Source organism: Ramlibacter sp. Leaf400 (assembly GCF_001424545.1).
Taxonomy (GTDB): Bacteria; Pseudomonadota; Gammaproteobacteria; order Burkholderiales; family Burkholderiaceae_C; genus Ramlibacter.
Genome location: NZ_LMQL01000009.1, coordinates 558,263 through 583,108, shown reverse-complemented (window position 1 = coordinate 583,108; position 24,846 = coordinate 558,263). Strand labels below are relative to the sequence as shown.

The 24,846-nt window shown below is 72.4% G+C and carries 20 protein-coding genes; 14 read left to right on the top strand and 6 right to left on the bottom strand.

All coding sequences use genetic code 11. The annotated features are described in order from the left end of the window. Positions 1-212: 212 nt before the first annotated feature. Positions 213-476: a hypothetical protein gene (locus ASG30_RS11000; protein WP_055895811.1), complete on the bottom strand. Its 264-nt coding sequence runs from the start codon at positions 474-476 to the stop codon at positions 213-215. Positions 477-661: 185 nt separating this feature from the next. Between ASG30_RS11000 and ASG30_RS22510 the strand changes: the two genes are divergently transcribed. The 4 genes from ASG30_RS22510 to recD all read left to right on the top strand — a co-directional run bounded on the left by ASG30_RS22510 (position 662) and on the right by recD (position 10,181). Further along, positions 662-811 (top strand): hypothetical protein, encoded by a 150-nt coding sequence (locus ASG30_RS22510; RefSeq protein ID WP_156385490.1) that lies wholly within the window; start codon positions 662-664, stop codon positions 809-811. A gap of 189 nt (positions 812-1,000) precedes the next feature. Beyond that, a complete protein-coding gene (recC, locus tag ASG30_RS10995; protein ID WP_082522028.1) occupies positions 1,001-4,531 on the top strand; it encodes an exodeoxyribonuclease V subunit gamma in 3,531 nt (1,176 codons plus the stop codon). Next, positions 4,528-8,193: an exodeoxyribonuclease V subunit beta gene (gene recB / locus ASG30_RS10990; protein WP_055895809.1), complete on the top strand. Its 3,666-nt coding sequence runs from the start codon at positions 4,528-4,530 to the stop codon at positions 8,191-8,193. The genes recC and recB overlap by 4 nt, the downstream gene beginning before the upstream one ends. Continuing rightward, entirely contained in the window at positions 8,190-10,181 is a 1,992-nt protein-coding gene (gene recD, locus ASG30_RS10985; protein ID WP_055895808.1) for an exodeoxyribonuclease V subunit alpha, read from the top strand. Before recB ends, recD begins: the two co-directional genes overlap by 4 nt. Here recD and ASG30_RS10980 read toward each other — a convergent pair. Further along, entirely contained in the window at positions 10,178-10,861 is a 684-nt protein-coding gene (locus ASG30_RS10980) for a response regulator transcription factor (RefSeq protein ID WP_162243726.1), read from the bottom strand. The genes recD and ASG30_RS10980 overlap by 4 nt on opposite strands. Before the next feature lie 14 nt (positions 10,862-10,875). Further along, positions 10,876-12,198, bottom strand: a complete 1,323-nt coding sequence (locus ASG30_RS10975; RefSeq protein WP_055895804.1) for a tetratricopeptide repeat protein — start codon at positions 12,196-12,198, stop codon at positions 10,876-10,878. 145 nt (positions 12,199-12,343) lie between these two features. Between ASG30_RS10975 and ASG30_RS10970 the strand changes: the two genes are divergently transcribed. Next, positions 12,344-13,375 carry a GlxA family transcriptional regulator gene (locus ASG30_RS10970; protein ID WP_235579770.1) on the top strand — a complete coding sequence of 344 codons (1,032 nt, stop codon included), beginning with the start codon at positions 12,344-12,346 and terminating at the stop codon, positions 13,373-13,375. Positions 13,376-13,381: 6 nt separating this feature from the next. Here ASG30_RS10970 and ASG30_RS10965 read toward each other — a convergent pair whose 3' ends face one another. Continuing rightward, entirely contained in the window at positions 13,382-13,645 is a 264-nt protein-coding gene (locus tag ASG30_RS10965; protein ID WP_055895800.1) for a hypothetical protein, read from the bottom strand. 164 nt (positions 13,646-13,809) lie between these two features. On the opposite strand from ASG30_RS10965, the gene ASG30_RS10960 reads away from it, so the two are divergent. The 4 genes from ASG30_RS10960 (at position 13,810) to ASG30_RS10945 (ending at position 17,127) form a co-directional block, all read left to right on the top strand. Continuing rightward, positions 13,810-14,076 (top strand): DUF4242 domain-containing protein, encoded by a 267-nt coding sequence (locus ASG30_RS10960; protein WP_055895798.1) that lies wholly within the window; start codon positions 13,810-13,812, stop codon positions 14,074-14,076. Then, complete coding sequence (locus ASG30_RS10955; RefSeq protein WP_055895796.1) at positions 14,073-15,179, top strand: S-(hydroxymethyl)glutathione dehydrogenase/class III alcohol dehydrogenase; 1,107 nt, start codon at positions 14,073-14,075, stop codon at positions 15,177-15,179. Before ASG30_RS10960 ends, ASG30_RS10955 begins: the two co-directional genes overlap by 4 nt. Position 15,180: 1 nt before the next feature. After that, the gene (fghA, locus tag ASG30_RS10950; RefSeq protein ID WP_055895795.1) at positions 15,181-16,026 is read left to right on the top strand and encodes an S-formylglutathione hydrolase; all 846 of its coding nucleotides are present in this window, start codon (positions 15,181-15,183) and stop codon (positions 16,024-16,026) included. Positions 16,027-16,194: 168 nt separating this feature from the next. Beyond that, entirely contained in the window at positions 16,195-17,127 is a 933-nt protein-coding gene (locus ASG30_RS10945; protein WP_055895794.1) for a hypothetical protein, read from the top strand. Positions 17,128-17,145: 18 nt separating this feature from the next. Here the strand turns inward: ASG30_RS10945 and ASG30_RS10940 are convergent, their stop codons facing one another. Next, positions 17,146-18,024: an SMP-30/gluconolactonase/LRE family protein gene (locus ASG30_RS10940; protein ID WP_055895792.1), complete on the bottom strand. Its 879-nt coding sequence runs from the start codon at positions 18,022-18,024 to the stop codon at positions 17,146-17,148. Further along, positions 18,021-18,878 (bottom strand): IclR family transcriptional regulator, encoded by an 858-nt coding sequence (locus ASG30_RS10935; protein WP_055895791.1) that lies wholly within the window; start codon positions 18,876-18,878, stop codon positions 18,021-18,023. Before ASG30_RS10935 ends, ASG30_RS10940 begins: the two co-directional genes overlap by 4 nt. Before the next feature lie 93 nt (positions 18,879-18,971). Between ASG30_RS10935 and ASG30_RS10930 the strand changes: the two genes are divergently transcribed. From ASG30_RS10930 to ASG30_RS10910, 5 genes are read left to right on the top strand one after another with little or no spacing between them, the layout of a single operon-like run. Then, the gene (locus tag ASG30_RS10930) at positions 18,972-19,676 is read left to right on the top strand and encodes a hypothetical protein (protein ID WP_055895790.1); all 705 of its coding nucleotides are present in this window, start codon (positions 18,972-18,974) and stop codon (positions 19,674-19,676) included. Continuing rightward, entirely contained in the window at positions 19,673-20,488 is an 816-nt protein-coding gene (locus ASG30_RS10925; RefSeq protein WP_055895788.1) for a sugar phosphate isomerase/epimerase family protein, read from the top strand. Before ASG30_RS10930 ends, ASG30_RS10925 begins: the two co-directional genes overlap by 4 nt. Then, complete coding sequence (locus tag ASG30_RS10920; protein ID WP_055895786.1) at positions 20,481-22,076, top strand: GMC family oxidoreductase; 1,596 nt, start codon at positions 20,481-20,483, stop codon at positions 22,074-22,076. Before ASG30_RS10925 ends, ASG30_RS10920 begins: the two co-directional genes overlap by 8 nt. Positions 22,077-22,087: 11 nt before the next feature. Further along, positions 22,088-23,788, top strand: a complete 1,701-nt coding sequence (locus ASG30_RS10915; protein ID WP_235579769.1) for an FAD-dependent oxidoreductase — start codon at positions 22,088-22,090, stop codon at positions 23,786-23,788. Next, the gene (locus ASG30_RS10910; RefSeq protein WP_055895783.1) at positions 23,785-24,816 is read left to right on the top strand and encodes a zinc-dependent alcohol dehydrogenase; all 1,032 of its coding nucleotides are present in this window, start codon (positions 23,785-23,787) and stop codon (positions 24,814-24,816) included. The genes ASG30_RS10915 and ASG30_RS10910 overlap by 4 nt, the downstream gene beginning before the upstream one ends. Positions 24,817-24,846 lie beyond the last annotated feature (30 nt).

The window sequence follows — 24,846 nt, the reverse complement described above, 5'->3', positions numbered from 1 at the left end:
CTGTTGACCATCCTGAACGCGATGGTCAAGAGTTCGACGCCCTTCAGAAATCCAGCATCGGCCGCTTGACAACCAAGACAGTTGCTGGATTCCCGCCTTCGCGGGAATGACGAGAGGGGCGGGGAATCGCGGAGGAGCGCCCGGGGCGAGAGTCTAGCCATACCCAAGGCAGCACTACCGCCACCCCGGACGCCAAAGAAAAGCTACAGCACCTAGGCGGCAGACGCCGAAGCCGCACTCTTGCGTTCGAGCCGCGGCCCCGCAGGCGCCGGCACTTCCGGATCGAAGAACGACTTGTCGAGGTGGCGCGAGAAGCGCGTGAACCACGTGTCGCGCGGATAGAAGGCCGTCCCGCGCGGTCCCGTCACGCGCACCAACCCATCCGGCTGGATGCTGGCCTGGAAGCTGCCCGGATCGCGCCCGCTGGCCATGAGCAGGTTCGCGAGCAACTGGTTTTCGGCGGGAGTGATGTTCACGGCGGCGATGATGGCAAAGACCGCGGGCGCGCCGGGGCGGCAACACGGCAGTTCGGGTGTAGGACGGCGCCTTGGCCGAGTAGCCCCCCTGCCGCGCCGTCGTCGCACGGGCCTCGCCAGCCTCGTCCTACTCGGGCGCCGCGCGCGCCCGGCCAGCATGACACGCTCATCACGGAGGCGATGCCATGTTGTTCAACGCGACCAAGCGGATCGGCCAGCGCAGCGCCGAATTCGGGGTGGAAGACGCGGGCCTGGTGGGCACTCCCCACTTCAAGGTGGGCATGGCCGGCATCGTGATCGCCTGGGGCGCGCTGATGCTGTCGCTCTGGTGGTGAGCCGCCACCGCGCCTTGAACGCCTGATCGCTCCCCCGCGCACGACGACGCGGGGCGCTAACAGCCTCGGATCGACACCTCCGTCGAGCGGGTACGATGCCCTGGCGCCGCATGCGGCGCGCGAGCCCCGTCCCCAGATGCCCTTTCCCTTCGCGACGAACCGGTTGCACCTTCCGGCGGAGTGCCCGCCATGAACCGGCGCCGATCCGCCTCTCCCGTGCCGGGCGTGCAACGCGCGCTCGATTTCGATGCGCCGCTGCCCACGGACTGGGAAGGCGGCTTCATGGTCGTGCACGGCAACCGGCCCGAGTCGCTGCGCGACCTGATGCTCTCGTGGATGCGCGGCCATCCGCTGGCGCCGCTGGAGAACGAGCTGGTGCTGGTGCAAAGCAACGGCATCGCGCAGTGGCTCAAGCTCTCCCTGGCCGCCGACCCCGCGCAGGGCGGCGTCGGCATCGCCGCGGCGCTGTCGACGCAGCTGCCGGCCCGCGCGCTGTGGGACCTCTACCGCACGGTGCTGGGCCGCGAGCAGGTGCCGGCCGAATCGCCCTTCGACAAGCCGCTGCTGGTGTGGCGCCTGATCCGCCTGCTGCCGGCGCTGCTGGAACAAGGCGCCTTCGCGCCGCTGCGCCGTTTCCTGCAGGACGACGACCTGCGCAAGCGCCACCAGCTCGCGCTGCGCCTGGCCGACCTGCTGGACCAGTACCAGGTGTACCGGGCCGACTGGCTGGCGCGCTGGGCCGCGGGCGACGACGTGCTGCTGCGCCCCGGCGGCCGCGAGGAGCCGGTGGCCGAGGCGGTGCGCTGGCAGCCGCAGCTGTGGCGTGAACTGCTCGCCGACGTCGGACCGACGGGTGCGCTCGGCAGCCGCGCCGAGGTGCATCGCCGCTTCATCGAGGCGGTGGCGGGCTGGCAGGGCGACGCGCCGGTGGGGCTGGCGCGCCGCATCACGGTGTTCGGCATCTCCACGCTGCCGCGCCAGGCGCTGGAGGTGCTGCACGCGGCCTCGCGCTGGTCGCAGGTGCTGCTGTGCGTGCACAACCCCAGCGAGCACGACTGGTCGCACATCGTCGCCGAGCAGGACCTGCAGCGCGCGCGCCGCCAGACGCGCCGGCCGGGACTGCGCGGCGAGCCGTCCGAGGACACGCTGCACCTGCAAACGCATCCGCTGCTGGCCGCCTGGGGCCGGCAGGGGCGCGACTTCATCCGCCTGCTGGACGACTACGACCAGCCGCAGGACTACCGCGGCCGCTTCGCCGCCCTCGGCCAGCGCGTCGACCTGTTCGAGGCCGGCCCGCAGGACACGCTGCTGCGCCAGCTGCAGGACGACATCCGCGAGCTGCGCCCGCTGGGCGAGACGCGCGAGCTGTGGCCGGCGGTGGACCCGGCGGGCGACCGCTCGATCGCCTTCCACGTAGCCCACGGCCGCCAGCGCGAAGTGGAGTTGCTGCACGACCGGCTGCTGGCCGCCTTCAGCGCCGACCCCACGCTGCGCCCGCGCGACGTGATCGTGATGGTGCCGGACGTGGGCGACTACGCGGCCCACGTGCAGGCCGTGTTCGGCCTGGTGGAGCCGGGCGACGACCGCCACATCCCGTTCGGGCTGTCGGACCAGGGCCAGCGGATGCGCGACCCGCTGCTGGCGGCGCTGGACCACCTGCTGTCGCTGCCGCAGTCGCGCATCGCGGCCGGCGAGGTGCTGGACCTGCTGCAGGTGCCGGCCCTGCGCGATCGCTTCGGCATCGGCCAAGAGCAGCTGCCGCTGGTTCGCCGCTGGCTGGAAGCCGCCGGCGTGCGCTGGGGGCTGCATGCGGACCACCGCGAATCGCTCGGGCTGCCCGCGGGGCTGGAGCAGAACAGCTGGTCGTTCGGGCTGCGCCGCATGGTGCTGGGCTATGCGGTCGGCGCCGGCGAGGCCTGGAACGGCATCGAGCCCATGCCCGAAGTCGGCGGGCTGGAGGCCGCGTTGCTCGGGCCGCTGGTGCGCCTGGCGCAATCGCTGGAGGCGTTGTGGCGCGCGCTGCGCGAACCGGTGGCGCCGGTGGAGTGGGCGGTGCGCCTGCGCGGGCTGCTGGACGACTTCTTCACCGCGGCCGACGGCAGCGCCGAGGGCCTCACGCTGCTGCGCGCACGCGCCGCGGTCGACGACTGGGAGCAGGCCTGCGCCGCCGCCGGCATGACGGAACCGCTGCCGCTGTCCGTGGTGCGCGAGCACTGGATGACCGCGCTGGAGCCGCCCGCGCTGCAGCAGCCCTTCTTCGCCGGCGGCGTGACGTTCGCTTCGCTGATGCCGATGCGCGCGATCCCTTTCCGCTGGGTGGCGCTGCTGGGCATGAACGACGGCGACTACCCGCGCAGCCGCACGCCGATGGACTTCGACCTGATGGCCGGCGACCACCGGCCGGGCGACCGCTCGCGGCGCGAGGACGACCGCTACCTGTTCCTGGAGGCGCTGCTGTCCGCGCGCGAGCACCTGCACGTGAGCTGGGTGGGCCGCAGCGCGCAGGACAACCAGGAGCGCCCGCCCTCCGTGCTGGTGGCGCAGTTGCGCGACCACATCGCGGCCGGGTGGTCGATGGCCGGGGCGGGCGATGCGACGCAAGCCGGCGCGGCGCTGCTGCATGCGCTGACGGTCGAGCACCGCCTGCAGCCTTTCCATCCCGCGTACTTCGACGGACGAACGCCGGGGCTCTTCAGCTATGCGCGCGAGTGGCGGGCCAGCCTGGAGGCCTGCGAGCCCGCAACGCCCCCCCAGGCCTTGCCGCCGCACGTGCCGGCGCAGGCGCTCACGCTCAAGCGGCTGGGCGACCTGCTCAAGCACCCGGCGCGCGCCTTCCTCGAACAGCGCCTGGGCGTCTCGTTCCGTGCGGACGATCCGGTGGCGCAGGACGAGGAGCCGTTCGCGCTCGACGGCCTGGAGCAGTGGACCTTGCAGGGCGAGCTGATCCGCATGCAGCGCACCGCGGTGGACGCGGGGCAGCCGCGCGACCAGGCCCTGCGAGCGCAACTGGAGCGCATCGAGCGCCGCGGCCAGCTGCCGCACGGCGCCTTCGCGCAGCAGGTGCAGGAGACCCTGGCCGAGCCGATGGAGCGGCTGTTCGAGCGCTACGCGCGCACCCTGGCGCAGTGGCCCCGGCGGCTGGACGACGAGCCGGTGCTGCACGAGAGCGGCGCGCAAGGGCAGGCGCTTCGCGTCGAGGACTGGCTCGATGGCCTGCGCTGCGATGCGCAGGGCCGGCGCGCACGGCTGGTGCTGGAGTTCAGCAGCCTGGTCGACAAGCGCAGCTGGCGCCACGACCGCCTGCTGCCGCACTGGGTGGCGCACCTGGCCGGGCACCTGGGCGGCTCGCCGCTCACCACCGTCGTGTTGAGCAAGACCGGTGCGGCCACGTTCCAGCCGTTGTCGGTCGAAGAGGCGGTCGCGCACTGGGACGCGCTGCTGCAGGCCTGGCACGAAGGGATGCGGCGGCCGTTGCCGTTCGAGGTGCAGGCCGCGGCGGCCTGGCTGAAGGCGACGCAGGGCGGGGACGAGGTGGCCATGGAAGCGGTGCGCGAGTGCTACGAACGCCAGGTCGACTGGGACGAGGCGCTGGTGCGCGCGCATGCCGATTTCGAATCGCTGTGGGCCGGGGGCGAGTTCACGCATTGGGCTCGCACGCTGCTGCAGCCTGTGCGCGACGCGGCGGGCGCGCCGCCGGACGACAGCGAGGGAGCGGCATGAGCACGGACGCACCGCGCCCCCTGGACGCGCTCACGCTGCCGCTGGGCCGCAATGCGCTGATCGAGGCCAGCGCCGGCACCGGCAAGACCTACACCATCGCGGCGCTCTACCTGCGGCTGGTGCTGGGCCATGGCGGCGAGGCTGCCGCCGGCGCGCCGCTCACGCCGCCGGAGATCCTGGTCGTCACCTTCACCGAGGCGGCGACGCAGGAGCTGCGCGACCGCATCCGCGCGCGGCTGGCCGAGGCCGCGCAGGCCTTCCGCTGCGACCCGGCTGGCGTTGCCGCCCAGGCGCCGGGCCAGGACCTGTTGCACGACCTGAGGGCCAGCTATCCCCACGAGCAGTGGCCCGCCTGCGCGCGCCGGCTGCAGCTGGCCGCCGAGTGGATGGACGAGGCCGCCGTGTCCACCATCCACGGCTGGTGCTACCGCATGCTGCGCGAGCACGCCTTCGACAGCGGCAGCCTGTTCACGCAGACGCTGCAGGCCGACCAGCGCGACCTGCTGGACGAGGCCGTGCGCGACCACTGGCGCACCTTCTTCTATCCGCTGCCGCCCGACGATGCGCGGCAGGTGCGCGAATGGTGGGGCGGACCCGACGGCTTGCGGGCCCGGGTCGAGCGCCTGCTGCCGCACCGGGCCGACCTGCCCGACGGGCCCGGGCCCGGCGAGGCGCTGCGCGTGGCCCGCGAACAGGCGACGAGCCGGCTCGCCGAACTCAAGGCGCCCTGGGCCCGGTGGGCCGGCGAGTTGAAGGACCTGCTGGACCGGGCCTGCGCCGCCAGGCAGGTCGACGGCCGCAAGCTGCAGACGCGCTGGTTCCACGACTGGCTGGCCTGCCTCGAAGCGTGGGCGCACGACGACCGGGCCTGGCCGCTGGCGGAGACGAGCACGGCCTGGACGCGGCTCACGCCCGACGGGCTCGCGGCCGCGTGGAAGAGCGGCACGCCGATTGAACACCCCGGGCTGGCGGCGATCCAGGGACTGCCGGCCGCCCTCAAGTCGCTGCCCGACGGCCGCGATGCCGTGCTGGCGCATGCCACGCGCTGGGTCGCGGACCGGCTCGCCAGGGAGCAGCGCCGCCGCGCCGAAATGGGCTTCGACGACCTGCTCACGCAGCTGCACCGCGCGCTGCACGATGCCGGCAACGGCGAGCGCCTCGCCGCGCTGATCCGCCGCCAGTTCCCGGTGGCGCTGGTGGACGAGTTCCAGGACACGGACCCGGTGCAGTACGGCATCTTCCGCCGCATCTACGGCGAGGCGGCCGACGCCGCGATGGTGCTGATCGGCGATCCCAAACAGGCGATCTACGCCTTCCGCGGCGCGGACATCCACACCTACCTGGCGGCCCGGCGCGACACGGAAGGCCACCTCTACACGCTGGGCACCAACCACCGGTCGACGCAGGCGATGGTCGATGCGGTCAACCACCTGTTCGGCATGGCGGAAAGGCGGTCGGGACCGGGCGCTTTCCTGTTCCGGGCGGCCGCGCAGGATCCGTTGCCGTTCCTGCCCGTGCGCGCGCGCGGCCGCGCTGAACGCTGGCAGGTCCAGGGCGCAGAGGCACCGGCGCTGGTCGCCTGGTGCCACGACCCGGGTCGCGTGGTGCGCTCCGGCGACTACCGCGACGCCATGGCCGGGGCCTGCGCCGGCGAGATCGTGCGGTTGCTCAACCTGGGCCAGCAGGGCCAGGCAGGTTTCGTCGACGCCGACGGCACGCTGCAGCCGCTGCGCCCGCGGGACATCGCGGTGCTGGTCAACAACGGCAGCGAAGCCAACTGCGTGCGGCGCGCGCTGCGGACGCAGGGCGTGCGCAGCGTCTACCTGTCGGACCGCGACACCGTGTTCCGTACCCGGGCCGCGGCCGAGCTGCAGCGCCTGCTGCAGGGCTGCGCCGAGCCGGACGATCCGCGCCGGCTGCGCGCGGCCCTGGGCACGCGCCTGCTGGCGCTGGACTGGCCCGCGCTGGAGCGACTGAACCACGACGAGCTGCACTGGGAAGGGCGGGTCGAGCAGTTCCATTCGTACCGGCGGCAGTGGCGGCGGCAGGGCGTGCTGCCGATGCTGCGCCGGGTGCTGCACGACTTCGGCGTGCCGGCGCGCCTGCTGGCGCAGGACGACGAACGCCAGCTCACCGACCTCTTGCACCTGTCGGAGCTGCTCCAGCAGGCCAGCGCGCTGCTGCAGGGCGAGCATGCGCTGGTGCGCTGGCTCGCCGAGCAGCGCGAGGACGACCTGGTCACCGCGGAGGAGCGCCAGGTTCGCCTGGAAAGCGATGCCGACCTGCTCAAGGTGGTGACGGTGCACAAGTCCAAGGGGCTGGAGTACCCGCTGGTGTTCGTGCCCTTCGCGGTGGCCTGCCGGCCCGAGGACGGCAGCTCGCCGCCCCTGCGCTGGCACGACGGGGAAGGCCGGGCGCACATCACGCTCTCGCCGGACGACGAGGCCGTGCGCCTGGCCGACCGCGAGCGCCTGGGCGAGGACCTGCGCAAGCTCTATGTGGCGCTCACGCGGGCGCGGCACGCCACCTGGATCGGCCTGGCGCCCGCCGAGGCGTGGTCGAAGACGGCCATCGGCTGGCTGCTCGACGAAGGGCGCGAGCCGGTGCCGGGGCAGTTGCGCGGGATGCTGGAGAACGCGTTCACGGGCTGCGCCGCGATCTCGGTCGCCGAGCCTCCGCTCGGCTCCGAAGACCGCTACACCGCCGCCGCGCGGGCGCCGCTGCTGCCGGGCGACACCTTGCGTGCGCAGGCGCAGCGCGAGCGCTGGTGGATCTCCAGCTACTCGCGGCTGCTGGGCGGGCCCGCGGGTCCGGCCGCGCCGCAGACGGCGGAGGAGGCGAACTACCTGGAGGACGAGGGCGTCGTGGTCGTCGCGCCCCCCGTCGTTCCTTCGGGGCGCAGCGAGGGCCGGCTGCACGACTTCCCGCGCGGCGCGGCCGCGGGCACCTTCCTGCACGGCCTGCTGGAGTGGGCCGGGCGCGAGGGCTTCCCCTCGGTGGCCGCGACGCCGAACGGCTGGCAGGCCCAGTGGGCGCGCCGCTGCCGGCCGGCGCCCTGGGCGGCGCACGAGCCCGCGCTGCGCGAGTGGTTCGCGTCGTGGCTGCAGGCGCCGCTGGACCTGTCGCCTCTGGCGCCGGGCAGCGCGCCGGTGGTGCCGGCGCAGCTGGGCGCCTACCAGGTCGAGATGGAGTTCTGGATCGCCGCGACCGGCGTGGACGTGGCGGCGCTCGATGCGCTGGTGGCGCGGCACACGCTGGGCGGACAGGCCCGGCCGCCGGTGCTGGCGCAGCAGCTCAACGGCATGCTCAAGGGCTTCATCGACCTGGTGTTCGAGCACGAAGGCCGCTACTACGTGGCCGACTACAAGTCCAACTGGCTGGGTGCGGACGACGGCGCCTATTCGCCGCATGCGATGCGCGACGAGGTGCTGCGCCACCGCTACGAACTGCAGTACGCGCTGTACCTGTTCGCGCTGCACCGGCTGCTGCGCTCGCGCCTGCCGGACTACGACTACGACCGGCACGTGGGCGGCGCGGTGTACCTGTTCCTGCGCGGGCATGCGGCGCCCGGCGGGGGACTGCACCTGGAGCGGCCGTCGCGCGAGCTGGTCGAAGCGATGGACCGGCTGTTCGCGGGCCGGCCGGCGGAGGCGGCGGCATGAGCGGCGTGATGGCCTCGCTGCGCGCCTGGGTCGACGCGGGCTGGCTGCGCGAGGTGGACCACGCGTTCGCCGCCTTCGTCGCGGCGGAAGCGCCACAGGCGCCCGACCGGCTGGTGCTGGCGGCCGCGCTCGCCAGCCACCAGCTCGGCCGCGGCCACGTCTGCCTGGACCTGGCGACGCTGGCCGCGGACGCGAACGACACGCTGGCCTTGCCGCCGGACGAGGACGCGGAGACTTCCGATGCCGCGCAGGCCCTGCTGCGCGAGGTGGCGGCCACGCCGCTGCGCGACTGGCGGGCGGCGCTGGCCGATCCGCGGCTGGTCGCCCCTGGCGAGGGCGCCACGCCGCTGGTGCTGGCCGGCACGCGGCTCTACCTGCGCCGCTACTGGCAGCACGAGCAGTCGGTGCGCCGCGCCGTCGAAGCGCGGCTCGCGCGGGGGGCCGGCGATGCGCCGCCCGCGCGGCTGCGCGAGGCGCTGGAGCTGCTGTTCCCCAGGGGCCCGCACGCTGGTCCCGACTGGCAGAAGGTGGCCTGCGCCCTCGCTTCGCGCTCGGACTTCGCGGTGGTCACCGGCGGGCCGGGCACGGGCAAGACCACCACGGTGGTGCGCCTGCTCGCGCTGCTGCAGCACCTGGCGCCGCCGGGGGACGACGGCCATCCGCGCCGGCTGCGCATCCGGCTCGCGGCGCCCACCGGCAAGGCGGCCGCGCGTCTGAACGACTCGATCGCGCGCGCCGTCGATGACTTGCCGCTCGACCAGCTCGGCGAGCCCGGACTGCTGCGCGCCGCCATCCCCTCGAAGGTGGAGACGGTGCACCGGCTTCTGGGTAGCTCGCCGGTGCGCCGCGGTTTCCGGCACGACGAGCACAACCCCTTGCCGCTGGACGTGCTGGTGCTGGACGAAGCCTCGATGGTCGGGCTGGAAGCGATGGCGGCCCTGGTGGCGGCGCTGCCGCCCCGCGCCCGGCTGATCCTGCTGGGCGACAAGGACCAGCTGGCGTCGGTGGAGGCCGGCGGGTTGCTGGGCGAGCTGTGCCGGCGCGCCGATGGCGGGCACTTCCTGCCGGCGACGGCGCAGTGGGTGCAGGCCGCCACCGGGGAAGTCGTGCCGTCGGCGCTGGTCGATGCGGCCGGCGAACCGCTCGACCAGGCGGTGGTGAAGCTGCGCCACAGCCATCGGTTCGATGCCGAAAGCGGCATCGGCCAGCTCGCCGACGCGGTGAACGCCGGCGACCTGCCGCGCGTGCGCCGCTTGCGCGAGGAAGGTCGCGAGGGCGTCGCCTGGCGCGAACTGGCCAGCGACGCGGCGCTGCGGCCGCTGGTGCTGGACGGCGGCGCGCCGGACGGACGCGTGGGCCTGCGCGCCTACCTGCAGGTCGTGCGCGAGGCGCGTCCGTCGCTGGAGGCGGGGAGCGAAGCGTTCGACGCCTGGGCGGCGCGCGTGCTCGCGGCCTGGTCGCGCTTCCAGTTGCTGTGCGCGGTGCGGCGCGGGCCGCACGGGGTCGAGCGCATGAACGAGCGCATCGCGCAGCTGCTGCTGCGGGAAGGGCTCTTGCCGGCGGCAACGGGCTGGTACGACGGGCGGCCGGTGATGGTCACCGGCAACGACTACGCCCTGGGCCTGATGAATGGCGATGTCGGCGTGACGCTGGAGGTGCCGGGACCGGATGGCCGGCCGACGCTGCGGGTCGCGTTTCCGTCAGGCGAGGGCGCGGTGCGCTGGGTGCTGCCCAGCCGGCTGCAGGCGGTGGAGACGGTGTTCGCGATGACCGTGCACAAGTCGCAGGGATCGGAGTTCGAGCATGTGGCGCTGCTGCTGCCGGATCGCGATTCGCGGGTGCTCACGCGGGAACTGGTCTACACGGGGATCACGCGCGCCCGCCGCTGGTTCACGGTGGCCGGATCGGCGGCGCTGCTGGAGGTGGCGGTGGAGCGGCCGACGCGGCGCAGCGGCGGGCTGCTGCTGCACCGCGACGGATCTCGCTAGACGAACAGGCTCACCAGCTTGGAGCGGGAAGGCACGCCGAAGACGACGAACAGGCCGGAGATGTAGTTCTTCACCGTCCCCAGCTTCAGGCCCGTGTCGACCACGATCTCCTGGTTGGTCTTGCCCTGCAGCACCAGGTTGAGGATCTCGATCTCGCGCGGCGACAGCGTGTTGGCCGTGGGCGAAGACCGCCGGGAGGGGGTGGCCGTTTCCCGGGGCGAGCGGGCGAAGAGCGGCTCCATCAGCTCCGTCAGCGTGGCCGTCAGCACGGACGCGTCGGCGCCCTTGTGCAGGAACTTGTCGGCGCCCAGCACGCACGCTTCGGCGGCGACCGCATCGTCGAAGGCGCCGGACAGCACGACGATGCGGCTCTGCGGAAAGCGGCGCTTGAGCGTCAGGAGCGCGGCGAAGCCCTTGCTGTCGGGCAGGTTCAGGTCGAGGAGCACCAGTTCCACCGTCTGCTGGTACTTGTCGTAGAGCATGAGCGCGGTGGCGAGCGAGGTCGCTTCGATCACCTCGAGGTCCTTGCTGACGGCGGCGCAGAGGTTGACGACCGACATGCGGACGAGCGCATGGTCGTCCACCAGCAGGATGCGCCGGGGCCCGGTAGGCGCCAGGGGCGGGGCCGCGGAATCGGGACGTGGAGTGCCGGTGTCGAGAGTGCGGAGGGTGGGCAACATGGGGTACCTCTGGGTCATGCGGAAACGGGGGCCAGTCGGGACGCGAGGGTCCTGACCGCGGGGCTCTGGGGACGGCGGGCGGCTCGCTCGGTGACCAGCGCCTTGGCGAACGAGTGGTGGCCTGAACGAATGGCGGCCTCGATCAGCGTGAGGTCGACCAGGTCGCGCTGCGCGTGGCTGCCGCCGAAGCGGTGCGCGTAGTGGCGCAGCGGGCGCAGGAGCTCGAAGGCTTCGGCAGGGCGGCCGGCGGCGAAGGCCATGATGGCCTGCGTGGCATCGAGGCCGATCTCCCGGGCGAAGAGCGCCGAGTCGCCGGACCCGACGCTCGCCACCTTGAGAGCGTTGAGCGTTTCCCTCTGCTCGCGCGGGCGGCCGGCGCCGGCGTAGGCCATCATGGCGTGCCACGAGTTGAACGCGTAGTCGGACGTCTCGCCGACGGCCGCCCAGTGGTCGGCGACGGGGTTCCAGCGGGTCCCGACGTCCACGCCGAGCAGCTTCAGCCGCCACAGCAGCGCCGTCGCGTCGATCAGGTCGAGGATGACCATGGAGCGCGCGCCGAAGATCGGCCCGTCGAAGAGGCTCAGCGCCTCGTCGACGTTGCCCTGGTCCAGGTGGAAGAGGGCCAGGTGCCACCAGTTGTGCACGGCGAAGAAGCTCTCGGGCGACCACACGTCGGCCCCGCCGCTCAGCCAGGCGATGCCGTCGTGGTCCCGGTTCTGCATCTCCATCACGTGCGTGACGGCGTGCCATGCCCAGCCGTCGCGCGGCTCGAGGTCGACGGCGCGCCGGCCGTACATCTCGGCCTGGGCGTAGTCGCCGGATTCCTCCAGGCCGAAGGCGTACATGCCCAGCACCGCATGGAGGCCAGGGACGTCGTGGTTCCACGAGGGGATCGCGCGGGCGATGCGGTCGCGCAGCATGCGCGAGTCGCCGACCAGGAAGTCGATCAGGTGGCCCGCCTGCAGGGCCAGGCCGTCGGTGGGGTATTCGGCCGAGACGTCCTCGAGCGTGCGGCCGGCGGCCCGCCACGCACCGTCGCAGACGAGCTCGATCGCCCGCAGGTGGCCCCGCTCGCGATCGTTCATCTGCAGCTTCTTGGCCGCCAGCACGCACTCGCGCGCGACCGGCAGACCCGCAGGCTCGGTGCCCAGCAGGTGCAGCCAGGCCTTGAGGACATGGGCCATCGGCATGCCCGGGCACAGCTGCAGCGCCTTGTCGACGCTGGCGACCGGGTCGCCGATGTAGCAGCGGAACTGGTGCAGCGCCGCCTCGTAGGGGGCCAGTGCATCGGCGCTTGCCGCCGTGAGGGGGAGACCGGAAGGGTCCGTGGCTTTCATCGTCGAACTCCAGTGATTGCGAGTGACGAAAGTTTTAGGCTTCCTGTGCTGGATCGCTAAAGTGATATCAGCAAGAAGCAGGACAAACATGCCAGATGCCCGTCGCAGCTCCTTTACCGTAGCTCTGCTGGCGACCCCCGCCGCCATGGCCGGGACGATCTACGGCTACTACGACATGCTGGCGTGCACGCGGCGCGACTGGTCGCTGCTGCACAGCGGGGACCTGGTGCACTCGCCGTTCAACCTCATGGTGGTCAGCCGCGACGGCCTGCCCTTCGTGAACTTCAACGGGGTGCGGGTCACGCCCGATGCCAGCCTGGAAGACTGTCCGCAGCCCGACATCGTGTGCATCAGCGACATGCTCGAGGCGCCCTGGGCGGACATGGCGACCCTCTACGGGCCCGAGATCGAGTGGCTGCGCAAGGCGTGGCAGGGCGGCGCCACGTTGGGCTCGGCCTGCTCCGGCGCGCTGCTGCTGGCCCAGACCGGGCTGCTGGACGGGCTCGAGGCGACGTCGCACTGGGCCTTCTGCGACTACCTGGCCAAGGCCCACCCTCGCACGCGCTGGAGCCCCGAGCGCACGCTCGTGGTCACCGGCCCGGACCAGCGGCTGATGATGGCCGGCAGCGGCACCTCCTGGTACATGCTGGGCCTCGCGCTGATCGCGCGCTTCGTCTCGCCCAAGGAAGCGATGCAGGTGGCCCGCGTGATGCTCCTGAGCAGCACCGAGGTCAGCTCGGTGGCCTACTCGTCGCTGACGCGGGGCGTGAAGCAGGAGGACCCGCTCATCGAACGCTGCCAGGTCTGGGCGGCCGACAACTACCGCGTCGAATCACCCGTCTCGCAGCTCGTGGCGCTGTCGGGCCTGCCCGAGCGCACCTTCAAGCGGCGCTTCACGCTGGCCACCGGCATGAGCCCGATGGAGTACATCCACACGCTGCGGCTGGAGGAGGCCAAGCAGCAGCTGGAGACTACCGACCTGCCGGTGGAAGCCGTGGCCGTCGAGGTCGGCTACCAGGACGCCAGCTTCTTCAACCGCCTGTTCCGGCGCAAGGTGCACCTGACGCCCGCCGGCTACCGGCGGCGCTTCGGTGCGCTGAGCAAGCAGTTGCAGCTGGTCTCCAGCGGGCCCGCGGTCATGCCGCCCCGGCTGCCCCCGGGCGCCGGCTCGCACTGAGCGGCATCAGCCGATCAGGTCGCTGGCCCGCGAAGGCCGGCGGGCGAAGGGCAGCCGCGCGAGCAGGGGCGGCACCTCGTGGCCGGTGGCCGCACGCGCCACCAGCAGCGTGCCCGCCACCGACGCCAGCACGCGCACCGCCACCGAGGGATGTCGCCGTGTCGCAACCCACAGGCCGACACCGGCGGCGAACGCTAGCCAATGCTCGCCCGGCAGGTTGGCGCGGGATTCGTCCAGGCGCATGAGCTTGTCCAGCAGATGCTCGGCCATGGCAGTCCTTCTTCGTCGTTGAATCGAGGCATTCTGCGCAGCGGGCTGCGCGCGTCGTGCAGGACGGCGCCAACTTCGGCCGCCGGTTTGGACACAAATCCTCGCTTGCCTGCGGGCGTGGCTGCCCCTTAAAAGGCTTGTCCTTGTCGCGAAAGGAAATCGTCATGTCGGTCTTCATGGTGCAAAGGTCCCTCAAGGACATCCCGATGGATCAGCTGGCGGCGGCGCAGCAGCGGGCCATCGCCACCGCGGCGCAGATGCGCTCCGAAGGAGAGCCCGTGCGCTACATCCGCAGCGCCTTCGTTCCCGAGACCGGCCAGTGCAACTGCCTGTTCGATGCCGAGAATGCCGAGCAGGTCGGCAAGCTGAACAAGACGGCGGGCATCCCCTACGACCGCATCGTGCCGGCCCTGGACCTGACGCCCGCATGAAGACGCGCGCCGCGGTGGCCTGGCAGGCGGGCCAGCCGCTGACGATCGAGGAACTCGACCTGGACGGGCCGCGCGCCGGCGAGGTGCTGGTCGAGATCAAGGCCACCGGCATCTGCCACACCGACTACTACACGCTCTCGGGCGCGGACCCGGAGGGCCTGTTCCCGGCCGTGCTCGGCCACGAAGGGGCGGGCGTGGTGCTCGAAGTCGGCGCCGGCATCACTTCGCTCAAGGCGGGCGACCACGTCATCCCGCTCTACACGCCCGAATGCCGCCAGTGCAAGTTCTGCCTCTCGCGCAAGACCAACCTGTGCCAGCTGATCCGCACAACGCAGGGCAAGGGCCTGATGCCCGACGGCACCTCGCGCTTCTCGCTCAAGGGCAAGCCCATCCTGCACTACATGGGCACGTCGACCTTCAGCCAGCACATCGTCGCGCCCGAGATCGCGCTGGCGAAGATCCGCCCCGACGCGCCGTTCGACAAGGTCTGCTACATCGGCTGCGGCGTGACCACGGGCGTGGGCGCCGTGATCTACACGGCCAAGGTGGAGGCGGGCGCCAACGTGGTCGTGTTCGGCCTGGGCGGCATCGGCCTGAACGTGATCCAGGGCGCCCGGATGGTGGGTGCCGACAAGATCATCGGCATCGACCTCAACCCGGCCCGCGAGGCGATGGCGCGCAAGTTCGGCATGACGCACTTCCTCAACCCCAAGGACCATCCCAATATCGTCGATGCCATCGTGCAGCTCACCGACGGCGGCGCCGACTACAGCTTCGAATGCATAGGCAACACCACCACCATGCGGCAGGCCCTGGAGTGCTGCCACAAGGGCTGGGGGCAGAGCGTCATCATCGGCGTGGCCGAGGCGGGCAAGGAGATCGCCACGCGGCCCTTCCAGCTGGTGACCGGGCGCGTGTGGAAGGGCTCGGCCTTCGGCGGCGCGCGCGGCCGCACCGACGTGCCCAGGATCGTCGACTGGTACATGGAAGGCAAGATCAACATCGACGACCTCATCACCCACAACCTCAGGCTCGAGGACATCAACAAGGGCTTCGAGCTGATGAAGTCCGGCGAGTCGATCCGCTCCGTGGTGGTCTACTGAGATGGCGGACGTCAGGACGCTGGAGGAGCACGGCTGCTTCGGTGGCGTGCAGGGCTTCCATGAACACGATTCACGCGAGGTGGGCCTGCCGATGCGCTTCGGCGTCTACCTCCCGCCGCAGGCCGCCAGCGGCACGTGTCCCGTGCTCTTCTGCCTGGCCGGGCTCACCTGCAACGAGCAGACCTTCGCCATCAAGTCCGGCGCGCAGCAGCATGCCGCCCGCTACGGGCTGGTGCTCGTCACGCCCGACACGAGTCCGCGCAACACCGGCATCGCGCAGGCCGACGCCGACTGGGACTTCGGCACCGGCGCCGGCTTCTACCTCGATGCCACGAGCCAGCCCTACGCCCGCCACTGGCGCATGGAGAGCTGGCTGATGAAGGAGCTGCCGGGCGTGCTGGCCTCGCGCTTTGCGGTGGACGGCGACCGCACCGGGATCCTGGGGCACTCGATGGGCGGGCATGGCGCCCTCACGCTGGCGTTGCGCAACGCGCGTCGCTTCCGCTCGGTCTCGGCTTTCGCGCCGATCAGCTCGCCCAGCGAAGTGCCGTGGGGCCAGAAGGCCTTCGGCGGCTACCTGGGTGAGGACCGCGCGGCCTGGAAGGAACACGACGCGGTCGCGTTGATCGAGCGAGGCGGGCGGCTGCCCGCCCTGCTGGTCGACCAGGGCCTGGCCGACCAGTACCTCGATTCGCAGCTGCGGCCCGATCGGCTCGAGCAGGCCTGCCGGTCCGGCGGCCAGCGCCTCACGCTGCGCCGCCACCAGGGCTACGACCACGGCTACTTCTTCATCGCCAGCTTCATCGCCGACCACCTGGCCCACCACGCGGCCGAACTCTGCGTCTGACCGTTGAGTTGGGGCGCCTCCTTGTCGAGCTTCTTTACCTTGGCAGAACGTTTCACAATGTATCCCTAGTAACACAAAACCTGGGGCGGCTGCCACACTCGCCTCAGCTGCTGTCGTTGCACGCCGCGGTCCTCGCGGAAGGCAGGGAGACAACACGGAAAGGCAGGTATGGACAAGCCGTTCAGTCTGACGCGATGGTTCCTGCCCGCCGCCTCGCTGGTGACGGCGCTGGTGTGCATCGCCACCTCGCTGCTGCTTTCTCGCCTGCTGGTCAACGACATGGTCCGGCGCGACGCGCAGGTGAGCATGGAATTCGTGCAGAGCATCACCGCCGTCGAACACCCGGAGGACTACTTCACCGGCGAGAAGGCCGTCGACACGCGCCTGATCGACTTCTTCAGCCACGTGTCCACCATGCCGCACGTGCTGCGCGCGAATGTCTTCTCGGCACAGGGCCGCATCATCTGGTCCAGCGACGCCAAGCTCATCGGGATGACGTTCAGCCACAACCCGGAACTCGCGGCCGCCTTGCAGGGCCGCATCGAGACCTCGAGCGAGGTGCGCTGGAAGCCCGAGCACATGCTCCTGGGCGTGCCCAGCGAGGGCTTCATGGAGCACTACCTGCCGGTCTACGACAAAGGCAAGGTGATCGGCGTGGTGGAGGTCTACAAGGACCAGCGCGCGCTGTTCGAGTCCATCCACGAGGGCGTGCGCCTGGTGTGGCTGTGCAGCGTCTGTGGCGGCGTCGTGCTGTTCGCGCTGCTGTTCTGGCTGGTGCGCCGCGCCGATCGCGTCATCCGGGCCCGGCAGTCGCGCGAGATCGAAAGCACGACGCTGGCCGTGCTGGCCTCCATGGCGTCGGCCGTGTCGCTGGGCCCGCTGGCCGCGATCCGCTCGCGTGCCGAACTCGGCCTGGAGTCCGCGTCGCCCGGCGCGCGCGAGGCCAACGAGGAGATCATGTTCGAGGTCGAGCGCCTGCAGCGCTGGCTGCGCGACCTGCAGGCCAACGCCGACGACGGCGAAGGCGCGAAGGCCGCGCGCATGCCGGGCGTGCTGCGCGACAGCCTGTCCGGCCTGAATCCGCCGCTGCGGAGCGCCTGAGCGCCGCCGGCCGGGGACTCAGCGCCCGAACCGGTGTTCGGGAAGCCCCGGCACTTCCACGTCCAACGCCAGCACCGACCCGGCCAGCGGCTCGTCGCGCAGCTGGCCGCGGCCCAGGAACTTGCGCGCCGTGGTGATGAAGAGCGTGCGCAGCCCCGGCCCGCCCAGGCAGACGCAGGTGGGATTGGTGACCGGCACTTCGACGACGCGGTCGACCTCGCCCGCCGGCGAGTAGCGCACCACGCGCCCCGCCGCGAACAGCGCGTTCCAGACGTAGCCCTGCGCGTCGACGCAGGCGCCGTCGGGGCGCGTGCGGCTGGCGCTGTGGTCCACGAAGATCGCGCGCTCGCCCAGCGAGCCGTCCGGCCGCACCGGGAACTTCCAGGTGACGAAGCGCCGCGTGTCCGAGAAGTAGAGCGTGTCCTGCGCGGGCGACAGCGCGAGCGTGTTGCTCACGATCACGTCGCCGAACTGCCGGTGCGCGCTGCCGTCCGGGTCGACCCGGTACAGCGCGCCGTCGGGGCGGCGCAGCTGGTTGTCCATGGTGCCGACCCAGAAGCGCCCCTGGGCGTCGCAGCGGCCGTCGTTCAGGCGCGTCTCGCGCTCCGCGGGCTCCACCTGGCACACCCGCTCCAGCCCGCCGCTGGCCAGGTCGAACAGGTGCAGGCCCAGGTCCAGCGCCAGCAGCACCCGCCCGGGATAGCGCGTGAGCGCGAGCGATCCCACGAAGCGCGCATCGAAGGTGAAGGTGTCGTGCCGGCCGCTGGCCGGGTGGAAGCGCTGCAGCCGGCCGCTGTCGATGTCCAGCCACAGCAGCGACTCGGTGCGGTCGCACCACAGCGGGGTTTCGCCCAGGACGTCGGCGCCCGGCACCACGCAGCGCAGCGCGGCGTTCATCGCGCGGCTCCGGTGCGGGCGTTGGCGCGAGCGGCGGCGCGGGGCTTCTCGGCCAGGTTGCCCCAGGTGCCCAGGTTCGCCGACTTCAGCAGGGCCGAGGCGTTGCCCGACACGGCCAGTTCGTCGGCCGCCTCCACCATCGCCGGGCCGAGCTGCTGCATGCGCTTGAGCGTCAGCCGCGACGAAGGCCCGGCCACGACGACCACGCCCGTCGTGGCCTGACCGGCCTTGCGCACCGGCGCGGCCATCGAACTCATGCCCGGCGCGTAGGTCTCCTGGATGATGCTGAAGCCGCGGCGCCGGTGCTCGTCCAGCACCTTCAGCAGGGCCTTCACCGACGCGGGCGCGTTCGGCCCGTAGTGCTCGGGCTTGCCGATGCCCTGCCGGGTGACGTATTCGATCGCCTGGTCCTCCGGCAGCGTCATCAGCCAGGCCTGGCCCGCGGCGCTGCACGACAGGCGCAGGTCGATGCCCATGTCGGGGTCGTACAGCAGGCCCGAGCGCGCGCCCTGCGCCTTGGCCACCAGCGTCAGGCGTTCGCCGTCGACGATGGCCAGTCGCACCAGCTCCTCGGTCAGTCCGGCCAGCCGCGCGAGCACCGGCTGCGCCACGTCCACCACGCCCGACTTGCCCAGGAAGTTCAGCCCCATGGACGCCAGCTTGGTGGTCAGCGCGTACTCGCCGCGCAGCGGCAGCTGCCGCACGTAGCCGTAGCGGATCAGCTCGTGCAGCGTGCGGTGGCAGCCGCTGCGCAACTGGTTCAGGTCGGTCGAGATCTGCACCAGCGGCGCGCCGTCCGGGTAGTCGACCAGGTACTCCAGGATCGCCAGCGATTTCTCCATCGCACCGCTCATTCAACGCTCCCGTTCAAAATTTGAACGATATCAAGAATTTGAAAGCCGTTCAAAAACCGTGGCACGATGGTGCCGCAAAAGAGGAGACCGGAGATGGCTTTACTGGGCGGCGCGGCGCTGGCGATGTGGTGGAACGTGGCGCCGCAAATGCGGGCCGAGTTCGAGCACTGGCACACGCACGAGCACTTCCCGGAGCGCCTGGGCATCCCGGGGTTCCGGCGCGCCTCGCGCTGGGCCGAAGCGGCGCCGGGCGGCGAGGGCATCTTCGTGCTGTACGAGCTGGAGGCGCACGAGGTCCTGTCGTCGGAGCACTACCTGAAGCGGTTGAATGCACCCACGCCCTGGTCCACAAGCATGATGCCGCACCACCGCGACATGGTGCGCAGCCAGTGCCGCGTGCTGGAGTCGGCCGGCGGCGCGGTGGCGGGCTTCGCGGGCACGGTGCGGCTGTCGCCCACGCCGCAGACGCAGGCGCAGTTGCGCGCCGGCCTGAAGGTCCAGCTGCTGGAGTGGGCCGGCCGCGCCGGCCTGGTGGGGGCGCACCTGCTGCGGCACGAGGCCCCGGCCATCCCGGCGACCACCGAGCAGAAGATCCGCGGCGGCGACCGCTACGCCGACTGGGTGCTGGTGCTCACCGGCTACGACCGCGCCGTGGTCGAACAGGTGCTGCGCGACGAACTGTCGGACACCGCGCTCGGTGCCCTGGGCGCCGCGCCCGGGGCCGTCCAGGGGTGCTTTCGCCTCGCGCATTCCGCTGTCGCTGGCGACGTGGCCGCCGCGGGAGCCGTCGGCCGATGACGCATCCGCTGTGCCTGGCGCACCTGTCGGTGCAGGAGCTGTCGCCGCCGCAGGTGGTGGAGGTGGCGGCGCAAGCGGGCTTCCCGCTGGTGAGCCTGCGCCTCGCGCCCGCCGCCGACGGCGAGCGGCAGCACCCCATGCTCGGCGGCACGCCCATGATGGCCGAGACGCGGGCGCGGCTGCGCGACCTGGGCGTGGCGGTGCACGACGTGGAGCTGGTGCGGCTCACGGCGCGGACCGACGTGGACGCGCTGCAACCGCTGCTCGCGGCCGCGGCCGAACTGGGCGCGCGCCAGGTGCTGGTCGCCGGCGACGAACCCTGCAGCGATGCGCTGGCGCAGCGTTTCGCCGACCTGTGCGCGCTGGGCTCGCGCCATGGCCTGCGCATGGGCGTGGAGTTCATGCCCTGGCGCGGCATCAACAACCTGGCGGCGGCCCGCAGCCTGGTGGACTTCGTCGGCGCGGGCGGCGTCGTGGTCGATGCGATCCACCTCGACCGCTCCGGCGGCACGGCCGCCGACCTGCAGCAGTTGCCGCTGGGGCAGTGGGCGTGGTTCCAGATCTGCGATGCGCCGCGCCAGCGGCCGGCGACCCGGGACGAACTGCTGTTCCAGGCCCGCCAGGCGCGCCGGCCGCCGGGGCAGGGCGGCCTCGACCTCGAGGGCATGGTGCGCGCGCTGCCGCCCGGCTGCGTGGTGTCGGTGGAGGCGCCGCTGCACGGCCTGCCCGACCTGCTGCCGCCGGCCAAGCGCGCGCGGCTGCTGCGGCACGCCACCTTGCAGGTACTCGAGAAGGCGCAGCCCGATGCCTGAACCGCGCTGGGATCGCGAGGTCGACTACCTGGTGCTGGGGGGCGGCAGCGCCGGCTGCGTGCTCACCGACCGCCTGTCGCAGGACGGCCGCCACCAGGTGCTGCTGGTGGAGGCGGGGCCGCCCGACCGCAACCCCTTCATCCACATCCCCGCCGGTTTCCTGCGCCTGATCGACGACCCGGTGGTGAGCTGGCGCTACCGCTCGCAGCCCTGTGCAACGGCGGGCGGGCGCGCCATCGCCTACCCGCAGGGGCGCATGCTCGGCGGCACCGGCTCCCTGAACGGAATGCTCTACGTGCGCAGCACGCGCATCGAGCACGGCGAGTGGGCGGCCCAGGGCTGCGAAGGCTGGTCGTTCGACGAGGTGCTGCCCTTCTACCGGCGCATCGAGAACGTGGACGGGCAGGCGCCCGACCATCCGCTGCCCGTCTCCGCCTTCGTCGAGCAACATCCCCTGAGCGAGGCCTTCCTGCACGCCTGCGGCCAGGCCGGCCTGGCGGTGCGCGACGGCCTGAACGGCAGCGAACGCGAGGGCGCCGCGGCCTTCCACCAGACGCGCGCGGGGCGCTTTCGCCGCGGTCCCGCGCAGACCTACCTGCGCCGCGCGCGCCGGCGCGCCAACGTGTCCGTGCTCACCGGCACGCTGGTGCTGCGCGTGCTGTTCGAGGGCCCCCGCGCGGTCGGCGCCGAATTGCAGTCGCCGTCGGGCCGCCTGCGCGTGCGCGCCCGGCGAGAGGTGGTGGTGGCCTGCGGCGCGGTCCGCTCGCCCCACCTGCTGCAGTTGTCGGGCATAGGCCCCGGTGCGCTGCTCGCGCAACTGGGTGTACCCGTCGTCGCCGACCGGCCCGGCGTCGGCGCCAACCTGCGCGACCACTATTCGGTGCGGCTCACCCAGCGCGTCGACGGCATCGGCACGCTGAACGAACGCACGCGCGGCCTGGCGCTCGCGGGCGAGCTGCTGCGCTACGCGGTGGGCGGCCGCGGGCTGCTCACCCTGGGCGCGAGCACGGCCGCCGCCTTCGTGCGCAGCGACGCTGGACAGCCCGCGCCCGACCTGCAACTGAGCTTCGCGCCCGCGAGCTTCCAGCCGGGCACGTACCGGCTGGAGGACCGGCCCGGGATGACGATCAACGTCTTCCACTCCTATCCGCGCAGCACGGGCACGGTGCTGGCGCGCTCGGCCGATCCCGCCGAGGCGCCCGCCATCTCGCCGGGCTACCTGCAGGCGCCCGAGGACCGGCAGGCGCTGGTCGCCGGGCTGCGGATCGCGCGGCGCCTCTTCACCATGCCGGCCCTGCAACGCTGGGCGCGGCAGGAGACGCTGCCGGGTCCGCAGGTCGAATCGGACGAGGATCTCCTGGCCTACGCCGCGGCCAGCGGCGTGTCCGGCTACCACCTGGTGGGCACCTGCCGCATGGGCGGCGACGACGATTCGGTGGTCGATCCCCAACTGCGGGTGCGCGGCGTGCAAGGCCTGCGCATCGCCGATGCGTCGGTGCTGCCCAGCGGCACGTCGGGCAACTCGCACGCGCCCACGCTGATGGCGGCGGAGAAGGCGTCCGCCCTGCTGCTGGCGGACGCGCGCTGAAGGACCCACCGGTGGAGCCGACCGACTTCGACGTGATCGTGCTCGGCGGCGGTTGCGCCGGCCTGTCGGCCGCGCTTTTCGCCGCCATCGAAGGGCTTCGGGTGCTGGTGGCCGAGCGCGAGCGCTGGGTCGGCGGCACCAGCGCGGTGGCGGCCGGCGCGCTCTGGATCCCCAACACGCACCTGGCCGCGGACGCGGGCGATTCGCCGGAGCAGGCGGCGCTGTACCTGCGACACGCCACCGGCGGCCAAGCCCCCGCGCGGCTGCTCGAACGCTTCCTCGCTCTGGGGCCTCGTGCCGTGCGCACCCTCGCGGACCACAGCGAGGTGCGCCTGCGCGCCTTCGCCCACCACCCCGACTACCTGAGCGAGCTGCCGGGCGCCACCGCGCGCGGCCGCGTGCTCGAGTGCCTGCCCTTCGACGGGCGCGAGCTCGGCGACGACTTCGCGCGGGTGCGCCCGCCGATCCCGGAGTTCACCGTGCTGGGCGGGATGATGGTGGACCGGATCGACATCGGGCACCTGCTGAACATGACGCGGTCCTGGGCCTCGCTGTCGCACGCGGTTCGGCTGGTCCTGCGCCATGCGCGCGACCGCCTCAGCCATCCGCGCGGCACGCGGCTGGTGATGGGCAATGCGCTGATCGGCCGGCTGCTGCTCTCGCTGCGCCGTCGCAACGTGCCGGTCTGGACGGAGACGGCGGTGCTCGCCCTGTCCGGCGATGGCGACGCGGTCACGGGCGTCACGGTGCTGCGCAACGGCGAAGTGCGGACCCTGTCCGCCCGCCGCGGCGTGGTGCTGGCCGGCGGCGGCTTCAACGACCACCCGACCTGGCGCGCGCGGCTCATCCCGAAGGCGGTGCGACACACGCCGCGCCCGGGCACGTCGGGCGGCGAGCTGCTGCAGCATGCGCTGGCGCTGGGCGCGCGCATCGCCCGGCCGCCCGGCAGCGCGGCCCACTGGGCGCCGGTCTCGGTGCACCCGCGCCGCGACGGCAGCATGGCCGTCTTCCCGCACCTGGTGTTCGATCGGGCCAAGCCGGGCACCGTGGTCGTCAACGCGCGCGGCCGCCGCTTCCTGAACGAGTCGCTCACCTACCACCAGTTCGGTGAATGCATGCTGCAGGCCGATGCGGACGGCGGCGCCAACACCGCTGCCTGGCTGGTCGCCGACCGCCGCGCGGTGCTGCGCTACGGGCTGGGCAGCGTGCGGCCCGGGGCGCGCGGGCTGCGCCGCGCGGTGCGCGAGGGCTACATCGTGGAAGGCGAGTCCGTCACGGCGCTGGCCGCCAGGCTCGGCCTGCCGGCCGTCGCGTTGCAGGAGACGGTGGAGCGCATGAACGCCTTCGCCCGCACCGGCGTCGACCTGGAGTTCCAGCGCGGCACCACCGCCTACCAGCGCAACCTGGGCGATCCCACCGTGCAGCCGAACCCGACGCTCGGCCCTCTGGACCGGCCGCCGTTCTACGCGGTGCGGCTGGAGCCCGGCGACATCGCTGCCACGGCGGGCCTGGCCACCGACGAGCACGCGCGCGTGCTGCGTGGCGACACGCCCATCCCGGGCCTGTTCGCGGTCGGCAACGACATGCAGTCCGCCATGGGCAGCGCCTATCCCGGCCCGGGCATCAACCTGGGCCAGGCCGTCGTGTTCGCTTATGCCGCGGCGCAAGCGCTAGCGGGCCAATCCATCGCAGAGGAAATGACCACCGCATGAAAGCCGTCGCCAAGCTCAAGCCGGAACCGGGCGCCATGGCGCTGATCGAGGTCGATCCGCCTCAACGTGCGCCCGGCGAGGTGCTGGTGCGCATCAGCGCCGGCGGCATCTGCGGCACCGACGTCGCGATCTGGAAATGGCACGAAGCGGTGGTGGGCCAGTACGCGCCGTCCTTCCCGCTCATCGTGGGCCACGAGTTCGCGGGGACCGTGGTCGAGTCCGACCAGGCCCGGGTGCCGGTGGGCTCGGTGGTGGCCGTCAACCCGCAGATCGCCTGCGGCCACTGCCGCTACTGCGCGATGGGCCGCCCCACGCTGTGCGACGACCGCCGCCTGATGGGCGGCCGCATCGACGGCGGCTGGACCGACTACGTGACGGTGCCCGCCTGGAACGCGCATCCCCTGCCGGCCGGCACCGACCCGGCGGTGGCGCCGCTGCTGGAGCCGCTGTCGGTGGCCACGCACGCGGTGATGGAGCGCCTGCCGGTGCGCGCGGGCGACACCGTCGTCGTGATCGGGGCGGGCCCCATCGGCCTGCTGTGCGCCATGCTGGCGCTGGCTGCCGGCGCGTCGAACGTGATGGTCACCGGCGTGGCGGCCGATGCGCAGCGGCTGCAGCTGGCGCAGCGCTTCGGGGCCCTGCCGGTGGACATCGACGCGCGCGATCCCGTGGCGGTGCTGCGCACGCTGCAGGCCGACGGCGCCGACATCGTCTACGAGACCAGCGGCGTGGCCAGCACGCTGGCGCAGGCCGTGGCCATGGCGCGCCGCGGCGGCAGCGTCGGCCTGGTCGGGCTGTGCCACGGACCGAGCACGCTGGTCAGCACGCCGGTGGTGCTCAAGGAGCTCGCGCTGGTCGGATCGCGCGGCTACAACGGCACGACCTGGCCGCTGATGCTGGACCTGCTGCCCCGCGTGGAAAAGCAGGTGCTGTCCCTGGTGACCCACCAGGTTCCCTTCCAAGACTTCGAGAAAGCGCTGCACATGGTGCAGGCCCGAGAGGGCTGCAAGGTCGTGCTGCGCCCCTGACCCCTTTTTCTTTCCAACCCCCGAGGAGAC

Coding starts and splice junctions, on each gene's coding strand:
- ASG30_RS22510 (WP_156385490.1), top strand. CDS start 662: ATGTTGTTCAACGCGACCAAGCGGATCGGCCAGCGCAGCGCCGAATTC.
- recC (WP_082522028.1), top strand. CDS start 1,001: ATGAACCGGCGCCGATCCGCCTCTCCCGTGCCGGGCGTGCAACGCGCG.
- recB (WP_055895809.1), top strand. CDS start 4,528: ATGAGCACGGACGCACCGCGCCCCCTGGACGCGCTCACGCTGCCGCTG.
- recD (WP_055895808.1), top strand. CDS start 8,190: ATGAGCGGCGTGATGGCCTCGCTGCGCGCCTGGGTCGACGCGGGCTGG.
- ASG30_RS10980 (WP_162243726.1), bottom strand. CDS start 10,861: ATGTTGCCCACCCTCCGCACTCTCGACACCGGCACTCCACGTCCCGAT.
- ASG30_RS10975 (WP_055895804.1), bottom strand. CDS start 12,198: ATGAAAGCCACGGACCCTTCCGGTCTCCCCCTCACGGCGGCAAGCGCC.
- ASG30_RS10970 (WP_235579770.1), top strand. CDS start 12,344: ATGGCCGGGACGATCTACGGCTACTACGACATGCTGGCGTGCACGCGG.
- ASG30_RS10965 (WP_055895800.1), bottom strand. CDS start 13,645: ATGGCCGAGCATCTGCTGGACAAGCTCATGCGCCTGGACGAATCCCGC.
- ASG30_RS10960 (WP_055895798.1), top strand. CDS start 13,810: ATGTCGGTCTTCATGGTGCAAAGGTCCCTCAAGGACATCCCGATGGAT.
- ASG30_RS10955 (WP_055895796.1), top strand. CDS start 14,073: ATGAAGACGCGCGCCGCGGTGGCCTGGCAGGCGGGCCAGCCGCTGACG.
- fghA (WP_055895795.1), top strand. CDS start 15,181: ATGGCGGACGTCAGGACGCTGGAGGAGCACGGCTGCTTCGGTGGCGTG.
- ASG30_RS10945 (WP_055895794.1), top strand. CDS start 16,195: ATGGACAAGCCGTTCAGTCTGACGCGATGGTTCCTGCCCGCCGCCTCG.
- ASG30_RS10940 (WP_055895792.1), bottom strand. CDS start 18,024: ATGAACGCCGCGCTGCGCTGCGTGGTGCCGGGCGCCGACGTCCTGGGC.
- ASG30_RS10935 (WP_055895791.1), bottom strand. CDS start 18,878: ATGAGCGGTGCGATGGAGAAATCGCTGGCGATCCTGGAGTACCTGGTC.
- ASG30_RS10930 (WP_055895790.1), top strand. CDS start 18,972: ATGGCTTTACTGGGCGGCGCGGCGCTGGCGATGTGGTGGAACGTGGCG.
- ASG30_RS10925 (WP_055895788.1), top strand. CDS start 19,673: ATGACGCATCCGCTGTGCCTGGCGCACCTGTCGGTGCAGGAGCTGTCG.
- ASG30_RS10920 (WP_055895786.1), top strand. CDS start 20,481: ATGCCTGAACCGCGCTGGGATCGCGAGGTCGACTACCTGGTGCTGGGG.
- ASG30_RS10910 (WP_055895783.1), top strand. CDS start 23,785: ATGAAAGCCGTCGCCAAGCTCAAGCCGGAACCGGGCGCCATGGCGCTG.